The sequence below is a fragment of the Lonepinella sp. BR2474 genome (assembly GCF_051851555.1).
Taxonomy (GTDB): Bacteria; Pseudomonadota; Gammaproteobacteria; order Enterobacterales; family Pasteurellaceae; genus Lonepinella.
Map to the genome: position 1 here is coordinate 1 of NZ_JBPDVH010000008.1, position 14,891 is coordinate 14,891.

16 protein-coding genes and 3 tRNA genes are annotated in these 14,891 nt (G+C 42.4%); 15 read left to right on the forward strand and 4 right to left on the reverse strand.

Annotated elements, in window-relative coordinates; translation table 11 throughout:
• Window positions 1-332: 332 nt before the first annotated feature.
• Window positions 333-842 carry a menaquinone-dependent protoporphyrinogen IX dehydrogenase gene (hemG, locus tag ACTG7Q_RS09150; protein WP_439243082.1) on the reverse strand — a complete coding sequence of 170 codons (510 nt, stop codon included), beginning with the start codon at window positions 840-842 and terminating at the stop codon, window positions 333-335.
• Window positions 842-2,305 carry a TrkH family potassium uptake protein gene (locus ACTG7Q_RS09155; RefSeq protein ID WP_439243084.1) on the reverse strand — a complete coding sequence of 488 codons (1,464 nt, stop codon included), beginning with the start codon at window positions 2,303-2,305 and terminating at the stop codon, window positions 842-844. Before ACTG7Q_RS09155 ends, hemG begins: the two co-directional genes overlap by 1 nt.
• A gap of 155 nt (window positions 2,306-2,460) precedes the next feature.
• Between ACTG7Q_RS09155 and tusA the strand changes: the two genes are divergently transcribed.
• Window positions 2,461-2,697 (forward strand): sulfurtransferase TusA, encoded by a 237-nt coding sequence (tusA, locus tag ACTG7Q_RS09160; protein WP_439243086.1) that lies wholly within the window; start codon window positions 2,461-2,463, stop codon window positions 2,695-2,697.
• 42 nt (window positions 2,698-2,739) lie between these two features.
• Here tusA and ACTG7Q_RS09165 read toward each other — a convergent pair whose 3' ends face one another.
• Window positions 2,740-4,074 carry an NAD(P)/FAD-dependent oxidoreductase gene (locus ACTG7Q_RS09165; protein ID WP_439243088.1) on the reverse strand — a complete coding sequence of 445 codons (1,335 nt, stop codon included), beginning with the start codon at window positions 4,072-4,074 and terminating at the stop codon, window positions 2,740-2,742.
• A 142-nt stretch (window positions 4,075-4,216) separates the two neighbouring features.
• Between ACTG7Q_RS09165 and ACTG7Q_RS09170 the strand changes: the two genes are divergently transcribed.
• From ACTG7Q_RS09170 to purT, 11 genes are all read left to right on the forward strand, one after another.
• A complete protein-coding gene (locus ACTG7Q_RS09170) occupies window positions 4,217-4,441 on the forward strand; it encodes a YceK/YidQ family lipoprotein (protein WP_439243090.1) in 225 nt (74 codons plus the stop codon).
• A 2-nt stretch (window positions 4,442-4,443) separates the two neighbouring features.
• Window positions 4,444-6,474, forward strand: coding sequence for a DNA helicase Rep (gene rep / locus ACTG7Q_RS09175; protein WP_439243092.1), 2,031 nt, complete (start codon window positions 4,444-4,446; stop codon window positions 6,472-6,474).
• Between the two features lie 93 nt (window positions 6,475-6,567).
• A tRNA-Ser gene (locus ACTG7Q_RS09180) sits at window positions 6,568-6,661 on the forward strand.
• A 37-nt stretch (window positions 6,662-6,698) separates the two neighbouring features.
• Window positions 6,699-6,775 (forward strand) — tRNA-Arg (locus ACTG7Q_RS09185).
• A 157-nt stretch (window positions 6,776-6,932) separates the two neighbouring features.
• A tRNA-Arg gene (locus ACTG7Q_RS09190) sits at window positions 6,933-7,009 on the forward strand.
• A gap of 413 nt (window positions 7,010-7,422) precedes the next feature.
• Window positions 7,423-7,623, forward strand: coding sequence for a hypothetical protein (locus tag ACTG7Q_RS09195; protein WP_439243094.1), 201 nt, complete (start codon window positions 7,423-7,425; stop codon window positions 7,621-7,623).
• A gap of 95 nt (window positions 7,624-7,718) precedes the next feature.
• Window positions 7,719-8,321 carry a beta-phosphoglucomutase family hydrolase gene (locus ACTG7Q_RS09200; RefSeq protein ID WP_439243096.1) on the forward strand — a complete coding sequence of 201 codons (603 nt, stop codon included), beginning with the start codon at window positions 7,719-7,721 and terminating at the stop codon, window positions 8,319-8,321.
• 7 nt (window positions 8,322-8,328) lie between these two features.
• Complete coding sequence (locus ACTG7Q_RS09205; protein ID WP_439243098.1) at window positions 8,329-8,811, forward strand: YqaA family protein; 483 nt, start codon at window positions 8,329-8,331, stop codon at window positions 8,809-8,811.
• A 48-nt stretch (window positions 8,812-8,859) separates the two neighbouring features.
• Entirely contained in the window at window positions 8,860-9,153 is a 294-nt protein-coding gene (locus ACTG7Q_RS09210) for a hypothetical protein (protein WP_439243100.1), read from the forward strand.
• Between the two features lie 152 nt (window positions 9,154-9,305).
• Window positions 9,306-9,818: an S-ribosylhomocysteine lyase gene (luxS, locus tag ACTG7Q_RS09215; RefSeq protein WP_439243102.1), complete on the forward strand. Its 513-nt coding sequence runs from the start codon at window positions 9,306-9,308 to the stop codon at window positions 9,816-9,818.
• Between the two features lie 12 nt (window positions 9,819-9,830).
• Window positions 9,831-11,012 carry a formate-dependent phosphoribosylglycinamide formyltransferase gene (gene purT / locus ACTG7Q_RS09220; protein ID WP_439243104.1) on the forward strand — a complete coding sequence of 394 codons (1,182 nt, stop codon included), beginning with the start codon at window positions 9,831-9,833 and terminating at the stop codon, window positions 11,010-11,012.
• An 18-nt stretch (window positions 11,013-11,030) separates the two neighbouring features.
• On the opposite strand, the gene tsaA is transcribed toward purT, so the two are convergent.
• Entirely contained in the window at window positions 11,031-11,753 is a 723-nt protein-coding gene (gene tsaA, locus ACTG7Q_RS09225; RefSeq protein ID WP_439243106.1) for a tRNA (N6-threonylcarbamoyladenosine(37)-N6)-methyltransferase TrmO, read from the reverse strand.
• Window positions 11,754-11,840: 87 nt separating this feature from the next.
• Between tsaA and ACTG7Q_RS09230 the strand changes: the two genes are divergently transcribed.
• The 3 genes from ACTG7Q_RS09230 (at window position 11,841) to ACTG7Q_RS09240 (ending at window position 14,834) form a co-directional block, all read left to right on the forward strand.
• Entirely contained in the window at window positions 11,841-12,737 is an 897-nt protein-coding gene (locus ACTG7Q_RS09230; protein ID WP_439243108.1) for a 1,4-dihydroxy-2-naphthoate polyprenyltransferase, read from the forward strand.
• A gap of 45 nt (window positions 12,738-12,782) precedes the next feature.
• Window positions 12,783-13,283 carry a ribonuclease E activity regulator RraA gene (gene rraA / locus ACTG7Q_RS09235; RefSeq protein ID WP_439243110.1) on the forward strand — a complete coding sequence of 167 codons (501 nt, stop codon included), beginning with the start codon at window positions 12,783-12,785 and terminating at the stop codon, window positions 13,281-13,283.
• A gap of 159 nt (window positions 13,284-13,442) precedes the next feature.
• Window positions 13,443-14,834: a DASS family sodium-coupled anion symporter gene (locus ACTG7Q_RS09240; protein WP_439243288.1), complete on the forward strand. Its 1,392-nt coding sequence runs from the start codon at window positions 13,443-13,445 to the stop codon at window positions 14,832-14,834.
• Window positions 14,835-14,891 lie beyond the last annotated feature (57 nt).

Genomic DNA, 14,891 nt, shown 5'->3' on the forward strand with positions numbered 1-14,891 from the left:
GACTTCAAGTTTTATTTAATTTTTTAAAACAAGTCAATCAACAAGTGCCCACACAGATTGTCTGATAAATTGTTAAAGAACGATTGCATTTATGCAAGGTTTGAAATGATATAAATTTATTTCATTTGTGTCAAGCGATCTTTTTTACTTTTTTCGATCTTATCAAGCAAATGAATGATTTGCTTTATCTTGACTTTCCAACTTTGCGGTGCGGAGGTGCATTATAGGGATATTTTTCTGCGCTGCAAGATCTTTTTATCAAAAAAATTTTAATTGCATTTTTATTAATCAATCCACAATAAAATGCCAGAAAAACAGGCAATAACTGGTGATTACTTCAACGCCTCAAATTCGTTGGAGAAAGCCTGTACTCGCTTCCAATCCGTATACTCAATTTCTTTTGTAGTATCGGTTTCGCCACCGGTTATTTTCATGATAAATCGGATCATCATGCGATCAAACCAATGATACCTTGGATAAAGTAACGCACCGGCAAAAACAGCGGAAAGGGTGGGCGTCCAAGGGATTCGGGCTAAAAACTTACGGACGTAAACATTGGTTTCTGGTGTATTTTTATCCGCTTTTCTAGCCGTTAAATTTACCCCAAAAAAAGCGCTAGGTTTTGCATTCAAAAGTGCAGTGTTTTTTTCGATAAATTTATAGACTTGCTGATTAAAATAGCCATAACGTATTGAGGCACCAATAATAATACGATCCACATCCAAGGAAAACTGATCCAAAATTGACCGCACTTCCACTTCACCAGATAAACGAGAGGCAATAAATTCAGCAATTTTTCGGGTTTGCCCATCATGGCTTGAATACAAAATCAAGGTTTTCATTAGGTTTTCCAAAAAGAGGGACTAAATAAAATTAATAAGGAGAAAATCTCAAGTCGCCCGGCAATCATAGCAAAAGATAATACATATTTCGCACTGTTGGAGGCCTCGGCAAATCCCACACTGGCGGAACCCAATCCCGGCCCCACGTTAGTTAAGGTGGAGAAGATCGCCACCAATGCGTCAAGGGGATCCATACCACATAAAATCACCCCAAAAACACAAACCCAATAGGTTAAAAAAAAGGCAATCAGAAACGCCCAAATGCCCTCGATCACTCGGGAAGATAATAACGTACCGCCTAATTTAATTGGCACCACCAAATTCGGGTGCACTAAAAATTTAATTTCACGTTTAAGCTGTAACCAGATAACCAACACTCGGATCATTTTCAACCCGCCTGATGTGGACCCCGCACAACCACCGAGAATGGCGGCAAAAACAAGTAACATGGACAAAAAGGTTGGCAGTTCATTTAAATTAAACAAGGTAAATCCTGCTGTCATAGACATAGATGACATCTGGGCTGAACCCTGTGAGAAAGCGTCAAAAAAGGAGATGCCTTGATAGGAAACATACAACCCAATGGTCATCATGGCAATTAACGCACATTGCACCAAACAGAAGAAACGAAATTCTGGATCACTAAAATAGGTTCGCCACATGGATTGATATTTTCGGTTCATCAATGCACGCACATGCAAACCGAAGTTACAGCCGGTAAAGAGCATGAAAAACGCAGACAATAAGTAAATCGTGGAGTTTTGGAAATAGCCCAAATTGGCGTCATGGGTAGATAATCCGCCGTTAGACACCGTCGAGAAACTATGGCAAATCGCATCAAAGAATGTCATGCCCGCAAGCCAATAGGTTAAGGTACATAACAGGGTTAAGCCCCCATAAATCATCCAAAGTAACTTGGCCATTTCGCCAATACGTGGCAAAGTTTTCTGATCTTTCAGTGGACTTGCCGATTCCGCACGGTATAACTGACCGCCCCCGATGCCTAACAACGGCGTCACGGCTACCACCAATACGATCAACCCGATCCCGCCAATCCATTGCAAAAATTGGCGATAAAATAAAATGGATTTAGGCAACTCATCTAAGCCAGAAATGGCCGTTGCCCCTGTGGTGGTTACCGCTGAAATGGCTTCAAAAATGGCTTGAGCAAAGTCAATGTTCAGTTCATCAAAAAACAAAAAGGGAATCACTGACAGGCCACACAACAAAAACCAGAACATTACGACAATCAAAAACCCCTCTCGGGAACGTAATTCTTCTTTATGCTGATAACAGGATCGCCATAATAATGCGCCTAACAACAGGCTAAACACAAAGGTTTCAATAAACGCCTTACCGCCACCGTCACCGTAAATTAAGGCCACGAACGCAGGGACAAACATGGATAATGAGAAACACATTATCAAAATGCCAACTATTCGAATAATGGATAAAATATGCACAATATAGCTACTCTTGTTCGGTAAAACGATAAATCATCTTCACAGTGATCCTATTCTATCATGTTGCGGGCAAAACTGGCGCCCCTTAAATTTTGACCCATGCCAAACTTCAGGCTATTATATACGAAACATGAACGCAATGAAAAATGATTATAATGAATGACATCACCCTAGATTATACCCTTGATACGCAAGGCTTACGCTGCCCAGAACCCGTGATGTTGGTGCGTAAACAAATTCGCCATATGGCAACAGGCGAGGTATTATTGGTAATTGCCGACGATCCCGCCACCACCCGAGATATCCCCAGTTTCTGTCAATTTATGGATCACCAATTATTACATTCGGAAACCGAAAACCTCCCCTATCAATATTGGATAAAAAAGGCATAGAAAAAAGCTAAATCACCAAAATGATTTAGCTTTCTCACGGCATTAATACAATTTCAACGACGGACGAATAAAGCGATTTAAACGTCCAATCAAAATAATTAAGCCCACTTTAAAACAACCGTGCAAACGTTGTTGGTGCAAACGATAAAGAGAAATATAAGCTAAACGAGCCAAGTTTCCCTCCACCGTTAACGAGCTTTTTTTGCCCGTGGTAATGTTCCCAAGTGCGGTGAATTTTGACAACGAAACTAGCGATCCTTTATCACGGAATTCAAAGGCTTTCAGCGTGGTTTTACCCTCAAATAACGCCACAATATTTTGCCCACAAACCGTGGCCATTTGAGTGGCCGCTTGCCCTCGTGGTGGCACAGGGGTGCCGTCTTTTTGTAATAAGAAAGCGCAGTCGCCAATGGCGAACACGCTATCGTCCAAGGTCGTTTGTAAGGTATCTTTCACGCATAATTGATTAATGCGGTTCACTTCTAAACCGTCAAATTGTTGCGTCACAGTAGACACTCGCACGCCCGCTGCCCACACCATTAAATCGGCTTTAATTTCGCCCCCGTCTTTGGTCAGCAAGCTGTTTGGCGTGGCTTCGGTAATCATGGTATCGGTTCTGACATTCACGCCTAAATCGGCTAATTCCATGCGCACTGAATCGGAAATACGTTCAGGCAAGGCAGGCAATAAGCGACTGCCCGCCTCAATCAAGGTGACTTGCAAGCAATCGCTACGAATTTTACCGTAACCATAAGAAGATAAATGTTTGGCCGCATTAAATAATTCTGCGGAAAGCTCTACACCCGTGGCGCCGCCACCCACAATCGCAATATTGACTTTATCTTCTTGCACTAAAGTTTGTTTGCTTTCATCTTCACCAATTTCAGATAAGGCATTGTTTTCGGAGAATTTTAAGAAAAGTTCTAACATTTTGTGTTGGAAACGTAAGGCTTGATTTGGCGAATCAAGGAAAATACAGTTTTCCGCCACGCCTTTGGTATGGAAATCGTTCGATTTACTGCCAATCGACAACACTAAATAATCGTAAGGAATACGACGTGCCACCACAATCACATCCCCCTCGGCGCCATAAACTGGCGCTAATTCAATATATTTATTGGCACGATCAATACGTGCAATGGCGCCTTGCTCAAAATGAAAATGATGGTTAAACGCATGGGCACGGAAACTCACGGCGTCCGTTTCAGAATCTAATACGCCCGTGGCCACTTCGTGTAATAAGGGTTTCCATAGATGGGTTTGATTGCGGTCAACTAAAACCACATTGGCTTTTTGCTTTTTACCGAGTTTATGTCCCAAGAAAGTCGCTAGCTCTAATCCGCCTGCGCCTCCGCCGACAATGACAATGTTTTTCATAAATTAACGTTCCTAAAAATAAAAAATTCACAAATTGGCAACAATTCTAATATGTACACTATGGAAAGTCTATTTCTAAAGCAGAAATATCACAAAATTAGCGTATAATAGACGCCAGATTTAACTTAAAAAATAACCTCACGTGAAAAAAACTTTATTTATTTTAACCGCACTTTTCTCCACGGCGAGCCTGACAGGCTGTGGGACGATTGTGCAATTAGTCGATCCCACGGAAAAATATCAAGCCTATGACGGCACAAAATTTGATTGGAAACAAGCCCAAAAATGGGGCTTGCCGATTTTAGACTTGCCGCTTTCTTTTCTGTTAGATACGGCATTATTACCCTATGTTTGGTCACAAGAATAAGCATGAAACTAAATCCACAACAACAACAAGCCGTCGAATTTAGCCGTGGCCCTTGCTTAGTGTTAGCGGGGGCGGGTTCCGGTAAAACAAGGGTGATTATTAACAAAATTGCCTATTTAATTGAGCAATGTGGCCATTTGCCCAAACACATTGCGGCGGTAACCTTTACCAACAAAGCCGCACGAGAAATGAAAGAACGGGTTGCGCATTCTATCGGCAAAGAGAAAACCAAAGGCTTAACCATTTCGACTTTTCACACCTTGGGTTTTACCATTATTAAACAGGAATATCAGCAACTGGGTTTTAAAGCCAATATGACGCTGTTTGATGAACATGATCAAATGGCCTTATTAAAAGAACTCACCGCAGATGAACTGCAACAAGATAAAGAATTATTACGTCAACTGGTATCTGCGATTTCCAACTGGAAAAATGATTTAATCATGCCAGAGACGGCGCTTGCTTTGGCTCGGGATCAAAAATATCAACTTTTTGCCCAATGTTACGACCGCTACGCTAAACAAATTCGGGCCTATAACGCCCTTGATTTTGACGATCTGATTATGTTGCCTACCTTGCTGTTCCGACAAAATGAAGAAGTGCGGTCAAAATGGCAGAATAAAATTCGTTATTTATTGGTGGATGAATATCAAGACACCAACACCAGCCAATATGAACTGATTAAATTATTGGTCGGTAGCCGAGCCAATTTTACCGTGGTGGGGGATGACGATCAGTCAATTTATTCATGGCGAGGTGCCAGACCACAAAATATGATGCGGTTACGTGATGACTTTCCCAAACTGAATGTGATTAAGTTAGAACAAAATTACCGTTCCACTCAACGCATTTTACATTGCGCCAATATTTTAATTGATAATAATGACCATGTATTTGATAAAAAACTGTTTTCTAATCTCGGGCAAGGCGACAAATTAGAAGTGATTGAGGCCAAAAATGAAGAACACGAGGCCGAGCGTGTGGTCGCTGAATTGATCGCCCACCGTTTTACTCGCCATACCAAATACAAAGATTATGCCATTTTATATCGGGGCAATCACCAATCTCGCTTGTTAGAAAAAGTGCTGATGCAAAACCGCATTCCTTACAGAATTTCAGGCGGCACCTCATTCTTTAGCCGAGCAGAAATTAAAGACATGATGGCTTATTTGCGTTTATTGGTGAATCAAGATGATGACGCTGCTTTTTTGCGGATCGTGAATACACCCAAACGTGAAATTGGCACGGCAACCTTAGAAAAACTGGGCTTACTCGCCCATGAAAAGCATATTAGTTTATTTGCAACGATTTTTGAATTTGAACTGATTCACCGCATCACGCCTCGAGCCTACAATGCGTTGCAAGGCTTTGGCCGTTGGATTGTCGAACTGAATGACGAATTATTACGTGCGGAACCTGAACGTGCGGTGAAACGGATGTTGGCGCAAATTCAATATGAAGAATATTTATACGAAACCGCCAACAGCCCGAAAGCTGCCGAAATGCAAAGCAAAAACGTCGCCACCCTGTTTGATTGGATCGGCACCATGTTAAAAGGCGACGAGGTCAATGAACCCATGAGTTTAAATCAGGTGGTCACCAATTTAACCCTGCGGGATATGTTAGATCGTGCGGAAGATGACGACAGCAGCGATCAAGTGCAATTAATGACCTTACACGCCTCAAAAGGCCTTGAATTTCCGCATGTGTTTTTAATTGGCATGGAGGAGGGATTATTGCCCCATCAAACCAGCGTTGATGAAGATAATATTGACGAAGAACGCCGTTTAGCCTATGTGGGCATTACCCGAGCGCAACAAACATTGCGCTTTACGCTATGCAAAGAACGCCGTCAATATGGCGAATTAATCAAACCCGAACCCAGTCGTTTTCTGCTTGAACTGCCCGCAGATGACGTGCAATGGGAACGGGATAAACCGCCATTAACGGAACAGCAAAAACAACAAAAAGCAGAAACCAATATCGCCAACTTACGTGCAATGCTCGCCAATGCACAAAAGAAATCGAATTAAATTGTAGAGGATTTAAACAAACAGACAATTTTTAACAAAAAGCGTTTGACTTGTTGGCAGAAAACCGTATCATATCGCCCACAAACCAGTTGCGGTGAGATGGCCGAGCAGGCTGAAGGCGCTCCCCTGCTAAGGGAGTATGGGGTTAAAAGCTCCATCGAGGGTTCGAATCCCTCTTTCACCGCCATTTTTCTGGTTTTGACAAGTTAATTTTATGATAATCTGCACCCGTAGCTCAGCTGGATAGAGTACTCGGCTACGAACCGAGCGGTCAAAGGTTCGAATCCTTTCGGGTGCGCCATTTCATTTTTACTCTAGGTGGAATTGGTTTAGATTAAAATAAAACTCAAATTTCAAGTAGTTTAATCAAGGTTCAAGTGACAAGTTGAAGACGGTGCATTAGCACAGCGAAACGCAGTCACGCAGAAGATTGATTAAAATACGCAGAAATTCAACACGCACCCGTAGCTCAGCTGGATAGAGTACTCGGCTACGAACCGAGCGGTCAAAGGTTCGAATCCTTTCGGGTGCGCCATCTTGCTTTTCTTTTTATTTCATTCTTTGTTTATATTGAGATCGGGTTTCGCCCGATGGGCGACCGTACTTTCTTTTGCTTGTGCAAAAGAAAGTAGGCAAAGAAAAACACACCCCGACTTCACCGCTTTTCTGAGCTTATTTGGTATTTTCTTAACGCTAAATTTTGAACTCGCTGCGCTCAAACATGCAAAATTTAGCTAAAAATACCAAAACGCTCAGGCGGTTCAGACGGGGCCCCAATTTTTGATCGAGCGTAAATAAAAGTGCGGTTAAAAAAATAGATATTTTTTTAAGCTACGGAGTAGCATTACTATGCTTAAGGTATTCTCAATTTTTCCACCGCACTTTATTTCATCACCAATGGGGCCCCATGTTTGCCGCCTGAAAATGATTAAATTTGTAGGAAAAGTTGTGCTGTTTGAGCGAAGCGAGTTGACAACTTTTCCGTTAAGCAAATTTAATCATTTTCAGGAAACAAGGCAAAGTTGGGGCGTGCTTTCTTTTTGCTTACTTTTGCTTTGCACGAGCAAAGAAAAAGTAAGTCGCCAACGGCGAAATCCGTTCTTACCACAAGCAAAGAAAAGTAAAGAACATGGCGAAACCCGTTCTTAAAAAAACTAAAATTTACAATAAAAATACAAAAAAATAATTACATCTCCCCCATTTTATAGCAAAATACCCCAAAAGATCCCCAACAGGAAACAAACATGCTCGATCAAAACACACTCCAACATTACACCGCCCTCATCTTCGACATGGACGGCACCATCATTGACACCATGCCGAGCCATGCGCTTGCTTGGCAAAAAGTAGGCGAAATCTTAGGTTACCCAATTACTGGCGAAATTATGTATGAACTCGGCGGAGCGACAGTGTCAACCATTGCTCGTGAAACCATGAAACGTCATCAAATTCCTGAACAGTATTTTGCCGAGATGGTACGATTAAAACGGGAAATCGGCTTTGAAATTATCAAACAAAAAGCCGCTTTGCTCCCTACTTTTGATATTGTGAAAGCCTATCAAGGTAAGAAACCCTTGGCGTTAGGAACAGGATCCCATGGAATTATGGTAGATTTATTATCACAAAAATTCCAGTTACAGGATTATTTTGATGTCATTGTAAATGCGGATCAAGTCACCCACCATAAACCGCACCCAGAAACCTTTTTACGTTGTGCTGAATTACTCAATGTCGATCCCACTCGCTGTTTGGTGTTTGAAGATGCGGATCTCGGCGTGCAAGCCGGATTAGCCGGCGGAATGGACGTATTTGATGTGCGAATTAATCAAATTATCAACGCCAAATAAACCCAAAATGGTTGATTTTTTCACCGCACTGTTAGGCGAACATAGTCTGTATTTGATGTTTTTCAGTGCGTTTCTAAGTGCCACGGTGCTACCCGGCAATTCAGAAATCGTTTTTCTCGCTCTCAGTGCCAAAATACAGATTGTCGCCGAGCAGTATTTTAGTTTGCCGATTGTTCAATTACTGGCAGCAGCCACCTTGGGCAACACGCTAGGGAGCTTAACCACTTATTGGATCGGGCGTTGGTTTCCTTTTCCCGAAATAACGCTCGCTCAACAAAGCAAAGTGCGGTGGATTTTAGCCAACTTTTCTCGTTATGGCTCGCTATTATTGCTGTTAAGTTGGGTGCCTGTTTTGGGCGATTTACTCTGTGCCGTGGCCGGTTGGTTACGCTTAAATCTCTGGCAAAGCCTGCTATGTATGCTGATCGGCAAAGGCTTACGCTATTTATTTTTATTGAGTATCGTGATCGGTTATACTTTTTGGACGTAAATGTGTAGAATATAAACAATCTTTAAATATCACAAAGGGAAAAATAAAATGAAATTAAAAAATTTATTTATTGCAAGTGCTGTGGCTTTAGTATCCGTTACATGCAAAGCTGAAAGTAAAGATTATAGTGGTATTTATAAAAAAAATGATACAGTAGTCACATTTACCAATTTAGGTGGAAATGAATATAAAATGAATTACAAAAATACTTTTGTAGATGTAAATGATACTGGTCGCATTGAAAATGACAAATTTTATATTAATGGACAAAAATTATGGGGAATATTTAAAGATGATACTTACGAAATTTTGAACAATAGTAGCGTCTATAAAAAACAATAAAGATTTTCCATAATCCAAAAAAAGCCCCTCACAAAGAGGGGCAAATATAACCTAAGGAACCAATTTTTTTATTATACAACTGCAAGTTGCTTGTAACATAAGACTTGCACAATCCCATAAAGTTCAAACTTTTTTTAAAAAAAGGAAAAAATATGCCATTACTTGATAGTTTCAAAGTCGATCACACCATTATGCACGCCCCTGCGGTACGCATTGCCAAAACCATGACCACGCCAAAAGGCGATATTATCACCGTGTTCGACCTGCGTTTTTGCCAACCGAACAAAGAAATTATTTCCCCACGTGGGATCCACACTCTTGAGCATTTATTCGCTGGCTTTATGCGTGATCATTTAAATAGCGATAACGTGGAAATTATTGATATTTCGCCTATGGGCTGTCGCACCGGTTTTTATATGTCGTTAATCGGTACACCTGACGAGCAACGTGTGGCGGACGCTTGGTTAAAAGCCATGCACGATGCGTTAGCGGTCAAAGATCAAAACACCATTCCTGAAATCAACGAATATCAATGCGGTTCATTCAAAGAACATTCCTTAGCGGACGCTCACAAAGCGGTGCAACATGTGATTGATAAAGGCATTGGCATTAATAAAAATGAAGATTTAATGTTAGACGAGAAACTGCTTTATCCACAAGCATAAGGAAAAAACAAGATGACAACTCTCGGTACCCCTTTAACGACAACAGCGACCAAAGTCATGATGTTGGGTTCAGGCGAGCTTGGCAAAGAAGTGGTGATTGAATTAATGCGACTTGGCGTGGAAGTGATCGCCGTAGATCGCTATGAAAACGCCCCTGCACAACAAGTGGCTCACCGTGCTTACACCATTTCTATGTTAGACGGCAACGCCTTGCGTGAACTGGTGGAAAAAGAACAGCCAGATTATATTGTTCCCGAAGTGGAGGCCATTGCCACCGATACGCTAGTAGAATTGGAGCAACAAGGCTTTAATGTAATCCCCACCGCCAAAGCCACCAAACTCACCATGAACCGTGAGGGCATTCGCCGTTTGGCCTCGGAAGAATTGGGCTTGCCTACCTCGCCTTATCAATTTGTGGATAACCTTGAGGACTTTGAAAGTGCGGTGCAAAAAATCGGCGTGCCTTGCGTGGTCAAACCGATTATGTCCTCATCCGGTCACGGTCAATCGGTAGTGAAATCCTTTGATGATGTCAAACTGGCTTGGGATTACGCTCAACAAGGCGGACGAGCAGGGGCTGGGCGTGTGATTGTCGAGGGTTTTGTGAAATTTGATTATGAAATCACCTTGCTCACCGTTCGCCATATTGGCGGTACATCATTCTTAGCCCCAATCGGACACCGCCAAGAAGATGGCGACTACCGTGAAAGTTGGCAACCGCAAGCCATGTCAGATATTGCGTTACAAAAAGCCCAAACCATTGCGGAAAAAATTACCGGTGCCTTAGGCGGACGGGGCATTTTCGGGGTGGAAATGTTTGTCTGTGGGGATGAGGTGATTTTCAACGAAGTGTCGCCACGCCCACACGACACCGGCATGGTGACGTTAATTTCACAAGAACTTTCAGAGTTTGCGTTACATGCTCGGGCAATTCTCGGCTTGCCGATTCCGCAAATCAACTTGATCAGTCCGTCTGCCTCAAAAGCCATTGTGGTAGAGGGCAAGTCCAATCAAGTGCAATTTGGCAATCTAGCGGAAGTCTTAAGCGAACCAAACACCGATTTACGTATTTTCGGCAAAGGTGAAGTGAACGGACACCGCCGTTTAGGGGTAATTTTAGCACGTGATGAAAGCGTGGAAAAAGCGTTGGACAAAGCGGTAAGATCCTATAATAAGTTAGATGTCACCCTTTAATTTTTCAAATGGAGCCTGTCAGTTGACAGGCTTTTTTGTCACATTTTCAATTTCCACCACTTCCACGCTCTCTTTTTCTTTTATTTGAAATTTCACATTATAATTAATTAAATGCACGCCATAAATCCGATCCGAAACTTGCCCTTGCTGATAAGCAGGACGAGGATCTTGTTGCAACACTTCGGTAATAAATCGCCCAAAGTGCGGTTGAAATGTTTCGATTTTTTGCACCGCAGTTTGAGCGTTTGGGCTGAATTTTACCTGTAATAAGGCGGACGGTTTCTGTTGTGCAAAACCCGAAATCGCCTGAGATTCGCTATCGGCATAAGCAATATAAGGTTTGATATCAAAAATTGGCGTGCCATTGACCAGATCCACCGCACCAAGATGTAACAACACTTTGCCTTGTGAACATTCAATTTTACGCAGTTCCACTTTCGATAAGCCTAACGGATTTGGGCGGTGGGTAGAGCGTGAGGCAAATACGCCTACTCGTTGATTGCCCCCTAAGCGTGGCGGTCGGACGGTGGGTTGCCATTTACCTTGCGGAATTTGATCAAATTGGAAAATCAACCATAAATGGCTAAATTGTTCCAGTCCCCTGACGGTTTCAGGCACATTATAAGGTGGCAATAATTCCACCACGCCGGTGCCATCTTGCACCAAGTTAGGTTGACGTGGTACGGCAAATTTTTCTTGATAGGGCGTGTGGATCACCGCCACCGGTTTTAAGTTCAACATCTTGTGTAATCTATGCTAAAATACATGCCCTTATCTTACCCGATAACCGCCCAAAGTGCGGTGTATTTTTTTGGAATTTTTACATTCATGGCGACAATAAAAACTTGGTTCGATACCATTCGGCCTAAAACCTTACCTTTAGCGGTGGCAATTATTTTAACCGGTTCCGCCTTAGCAAAATGGCATGGCACCTTGAGTTGGTCAGTCACGTTACTTTGTTTGCTCACGGCGACCTTGTTACAAATCGTCTCCAATTTTGCTAACGATTATGGCGATTATCAAAAAGGCTCCGATACCGCAGAACGTATCGGGCCGTTGCGTGGCATTCAGCAAGGTCAAATGACTGCCACCCAATTACGCAATGGCTTGATTGCGGTTTGTATTGCCAGTTTTGTTTCTGGTGCCAGTTTAATTGCGATTGCCTATGAAACGACGCAAGATTTAATTGCCTTTGCAATTCTCGGCATCTTAGCCATTTTAGCCGCCATTACCTACACGGTGGGCAAAAAACCCTATGGATATTTAGGCTTAGGCGATATTTCGGTGTTCCTGTTTTTTGGTTTATTAGCCGTGTGCGGCACTTACTATTTGCAAGCTCATAGCCTAGATTGGTCGATATTCTTACCGGCCGCCGCCTGTGGTTTTCTCTCTACTGCGGTGTTAAATATCAATAATTTACGTGATATTGAACAAGATCGCAAAGCAGGCAAAAACACCTTAATTGTGCGTATTGGCCCTGAAAATGGACGGATTTATCACTGTCTATTATTAGCCAGTGCGGTGCTTTGTTATGCTGTTTTTGCGATTGTGCATAAGCCATTATTGCTGATTATTATTGCGGTGATTGCCTTGTTGTTAGCTAAACATGCTCGCTTTGTTTACCAACAAAAGGATCCGATGGCACTGCGTCCAATGTTAGGCAAAATGTCAATGTTGGCTTTACTTAGCACGGTTTTATTCAGTTTAGGCTTGCTAATTTTATAAGATCGGGCATATACTAAACGAAAATTTTGATATAAGGAAAATGCTATGCAAATTGATACGTCTTTACTCTGTGATATTTATCTTGATCAAGTGGATGTGGTGGATCCGATTTTTTCCAGTTTTGGTGGCGTGACAAATTTTTACGGCAAAGTCACCACGGTGAAATGTTTTGAGAAAAATGGCTTGATTGCAGAAATTTTAGAAGAGGACGGTGCCGGTCGAGTGCTTGTCATTGATGGTGGCGGTGCGGTGCGTCGAGCCTTAATTGACGCAGAATTGGCCCAATTAGCGGCAGATAACCGTTGGGAGGGCATTATCGTTTATGGTGCCATCCGTCAACTTGCAGAATTAGAAAATATTGAGATTGGTATTCATGCTCTCGCCCCAATTCCAGTGGGTGCAGATGAAGATAGCCAAGGGGAAAGTGATGTGCCAGTGAATTTTGCCGGCGTGACGTTCTTCCCTGAAGATCATGTGTATGCGGATTTAACCGGTATTATCTTATCCCAAGAACCTTTAGATTTAGATGAGCTAGAAAGCGAATAACACACAAAATAGTCATGAAGTGCGGTTAAATTTTGAAAAATTTTTAACCGCACTTTTTTATTTTATGATCGCCGTCACAAATCCATAAAAAAAGTATTGCTTTTTTTTAACAAGTTGCTAACGTGATATTGTTGATTGATTCAATACAAGGAGATTATGATGGAGTTCACCCCTGAGAAAAAAAGCAGCCTAAACCCGAAAGGGATTATTCTGCTGTTAGATATTGTTTTATTTTTTGTGTTACTCAATGTGTTGCCCTTTGATCCAAAAGCGAACAAAGGCCTTGCCTTGCTGGCGTTTGTGGCGATTTTATGGCTCACCGAGGCATTGCATGTGACGATTACGGCGATTATCATCCCTATTCTGGCTATCGGATTAGGCTTGGTTACCACCAAAAATGCCTTAGTGGCCTTTGCTGACCCCACTATTTTCTTGTTCTTTGGTGGGTTTGCCTTAGCTACTGCATTGCATATTCAGAAACTGGATCGCTTAATTGCTAACCGCATTATGGCCTTAGCACGAGGACGCTTATTTGTCGCCACGCTCTATCTGTTTAGCGTCACCGCTTTCCTGTCCATGTGGATCAGCAACACCGCCACAGCGGCCATGATGTTACCGCTCGCCATGGGCGTATTAAGTCAGTTAGATCGTGAAAGAGAACATGGCACCTATATTTTCGTGTTATTAGGGATCGCATACAGTGCCAGTATCGGCGGGATGGGTACCTTAGTGGGTAGTCCACCGAATGCCATTGTGGCCTCGCAATTACATCTCACCTTTGCGGATTGGTTATGGTACGGTTTACCGATTATGATTGTGTTAATGCCATTAATGATTGGTACCCTTTATATCGTGTTTAAACCGAATTTAAACGTGCGTTTTTCTCAAACTTTTGAGCAAATTAGCATGACCAAAGATCGGGTAATTACCTTAATTATCTTTGTGGCGGTGGCACTTTGTTGGGTATTCAGTAGTTCCATTAATCCAATGTTAGCCGGTTTGCTCGGCTTAGAGGGCAAAATTGCCAGCTTTGATAGCGTGGTGGCGTTATTGGCAGCAGTATTAATCGTCATCTTCAACGTGGCCTCTTGGAAACAAATTCAAGACAATACTGAATGGGGTGTATTAATGCTGTTCGGCGGTGGTTTGACGTTGAGTGCGGTGTTAAAAGATTCTGGTGCGAGTAAAATCATGGCGGACGGTATCGTGTTTGCTATTCAAGGCGGACATTACTACATTATCGGTTTAGTGGTGGCAGCCTTTATTATTTTCTTAACCGAATTTACCTCCAATACCGCCAGTGCCGCCTTGTTAGTGCCGATTTTTATTTCCATTGCAGAAGCCTTAGGCATGCCACCGATTGGGTTAGCCTTAATTATCGGTCTTGGTGCCTCTTGTGCCTTTATGTTGCCAGTGGCCACACCGCCAAATGCTATTGTGTTTGGTACCGGTGAAGTGAAACAAAGCGAAATGGTCCGTGTGGGGATTATTTTGAATCTTGTCTGCGTGTTCATGATTGCGACCTTTGGTTATTTGTTCTGGTTGAGCTAATTAGCAGATTTGTCTCATTAAAAAGGGTTTTGCCATGGTATTGGCAAAACCCTTTAT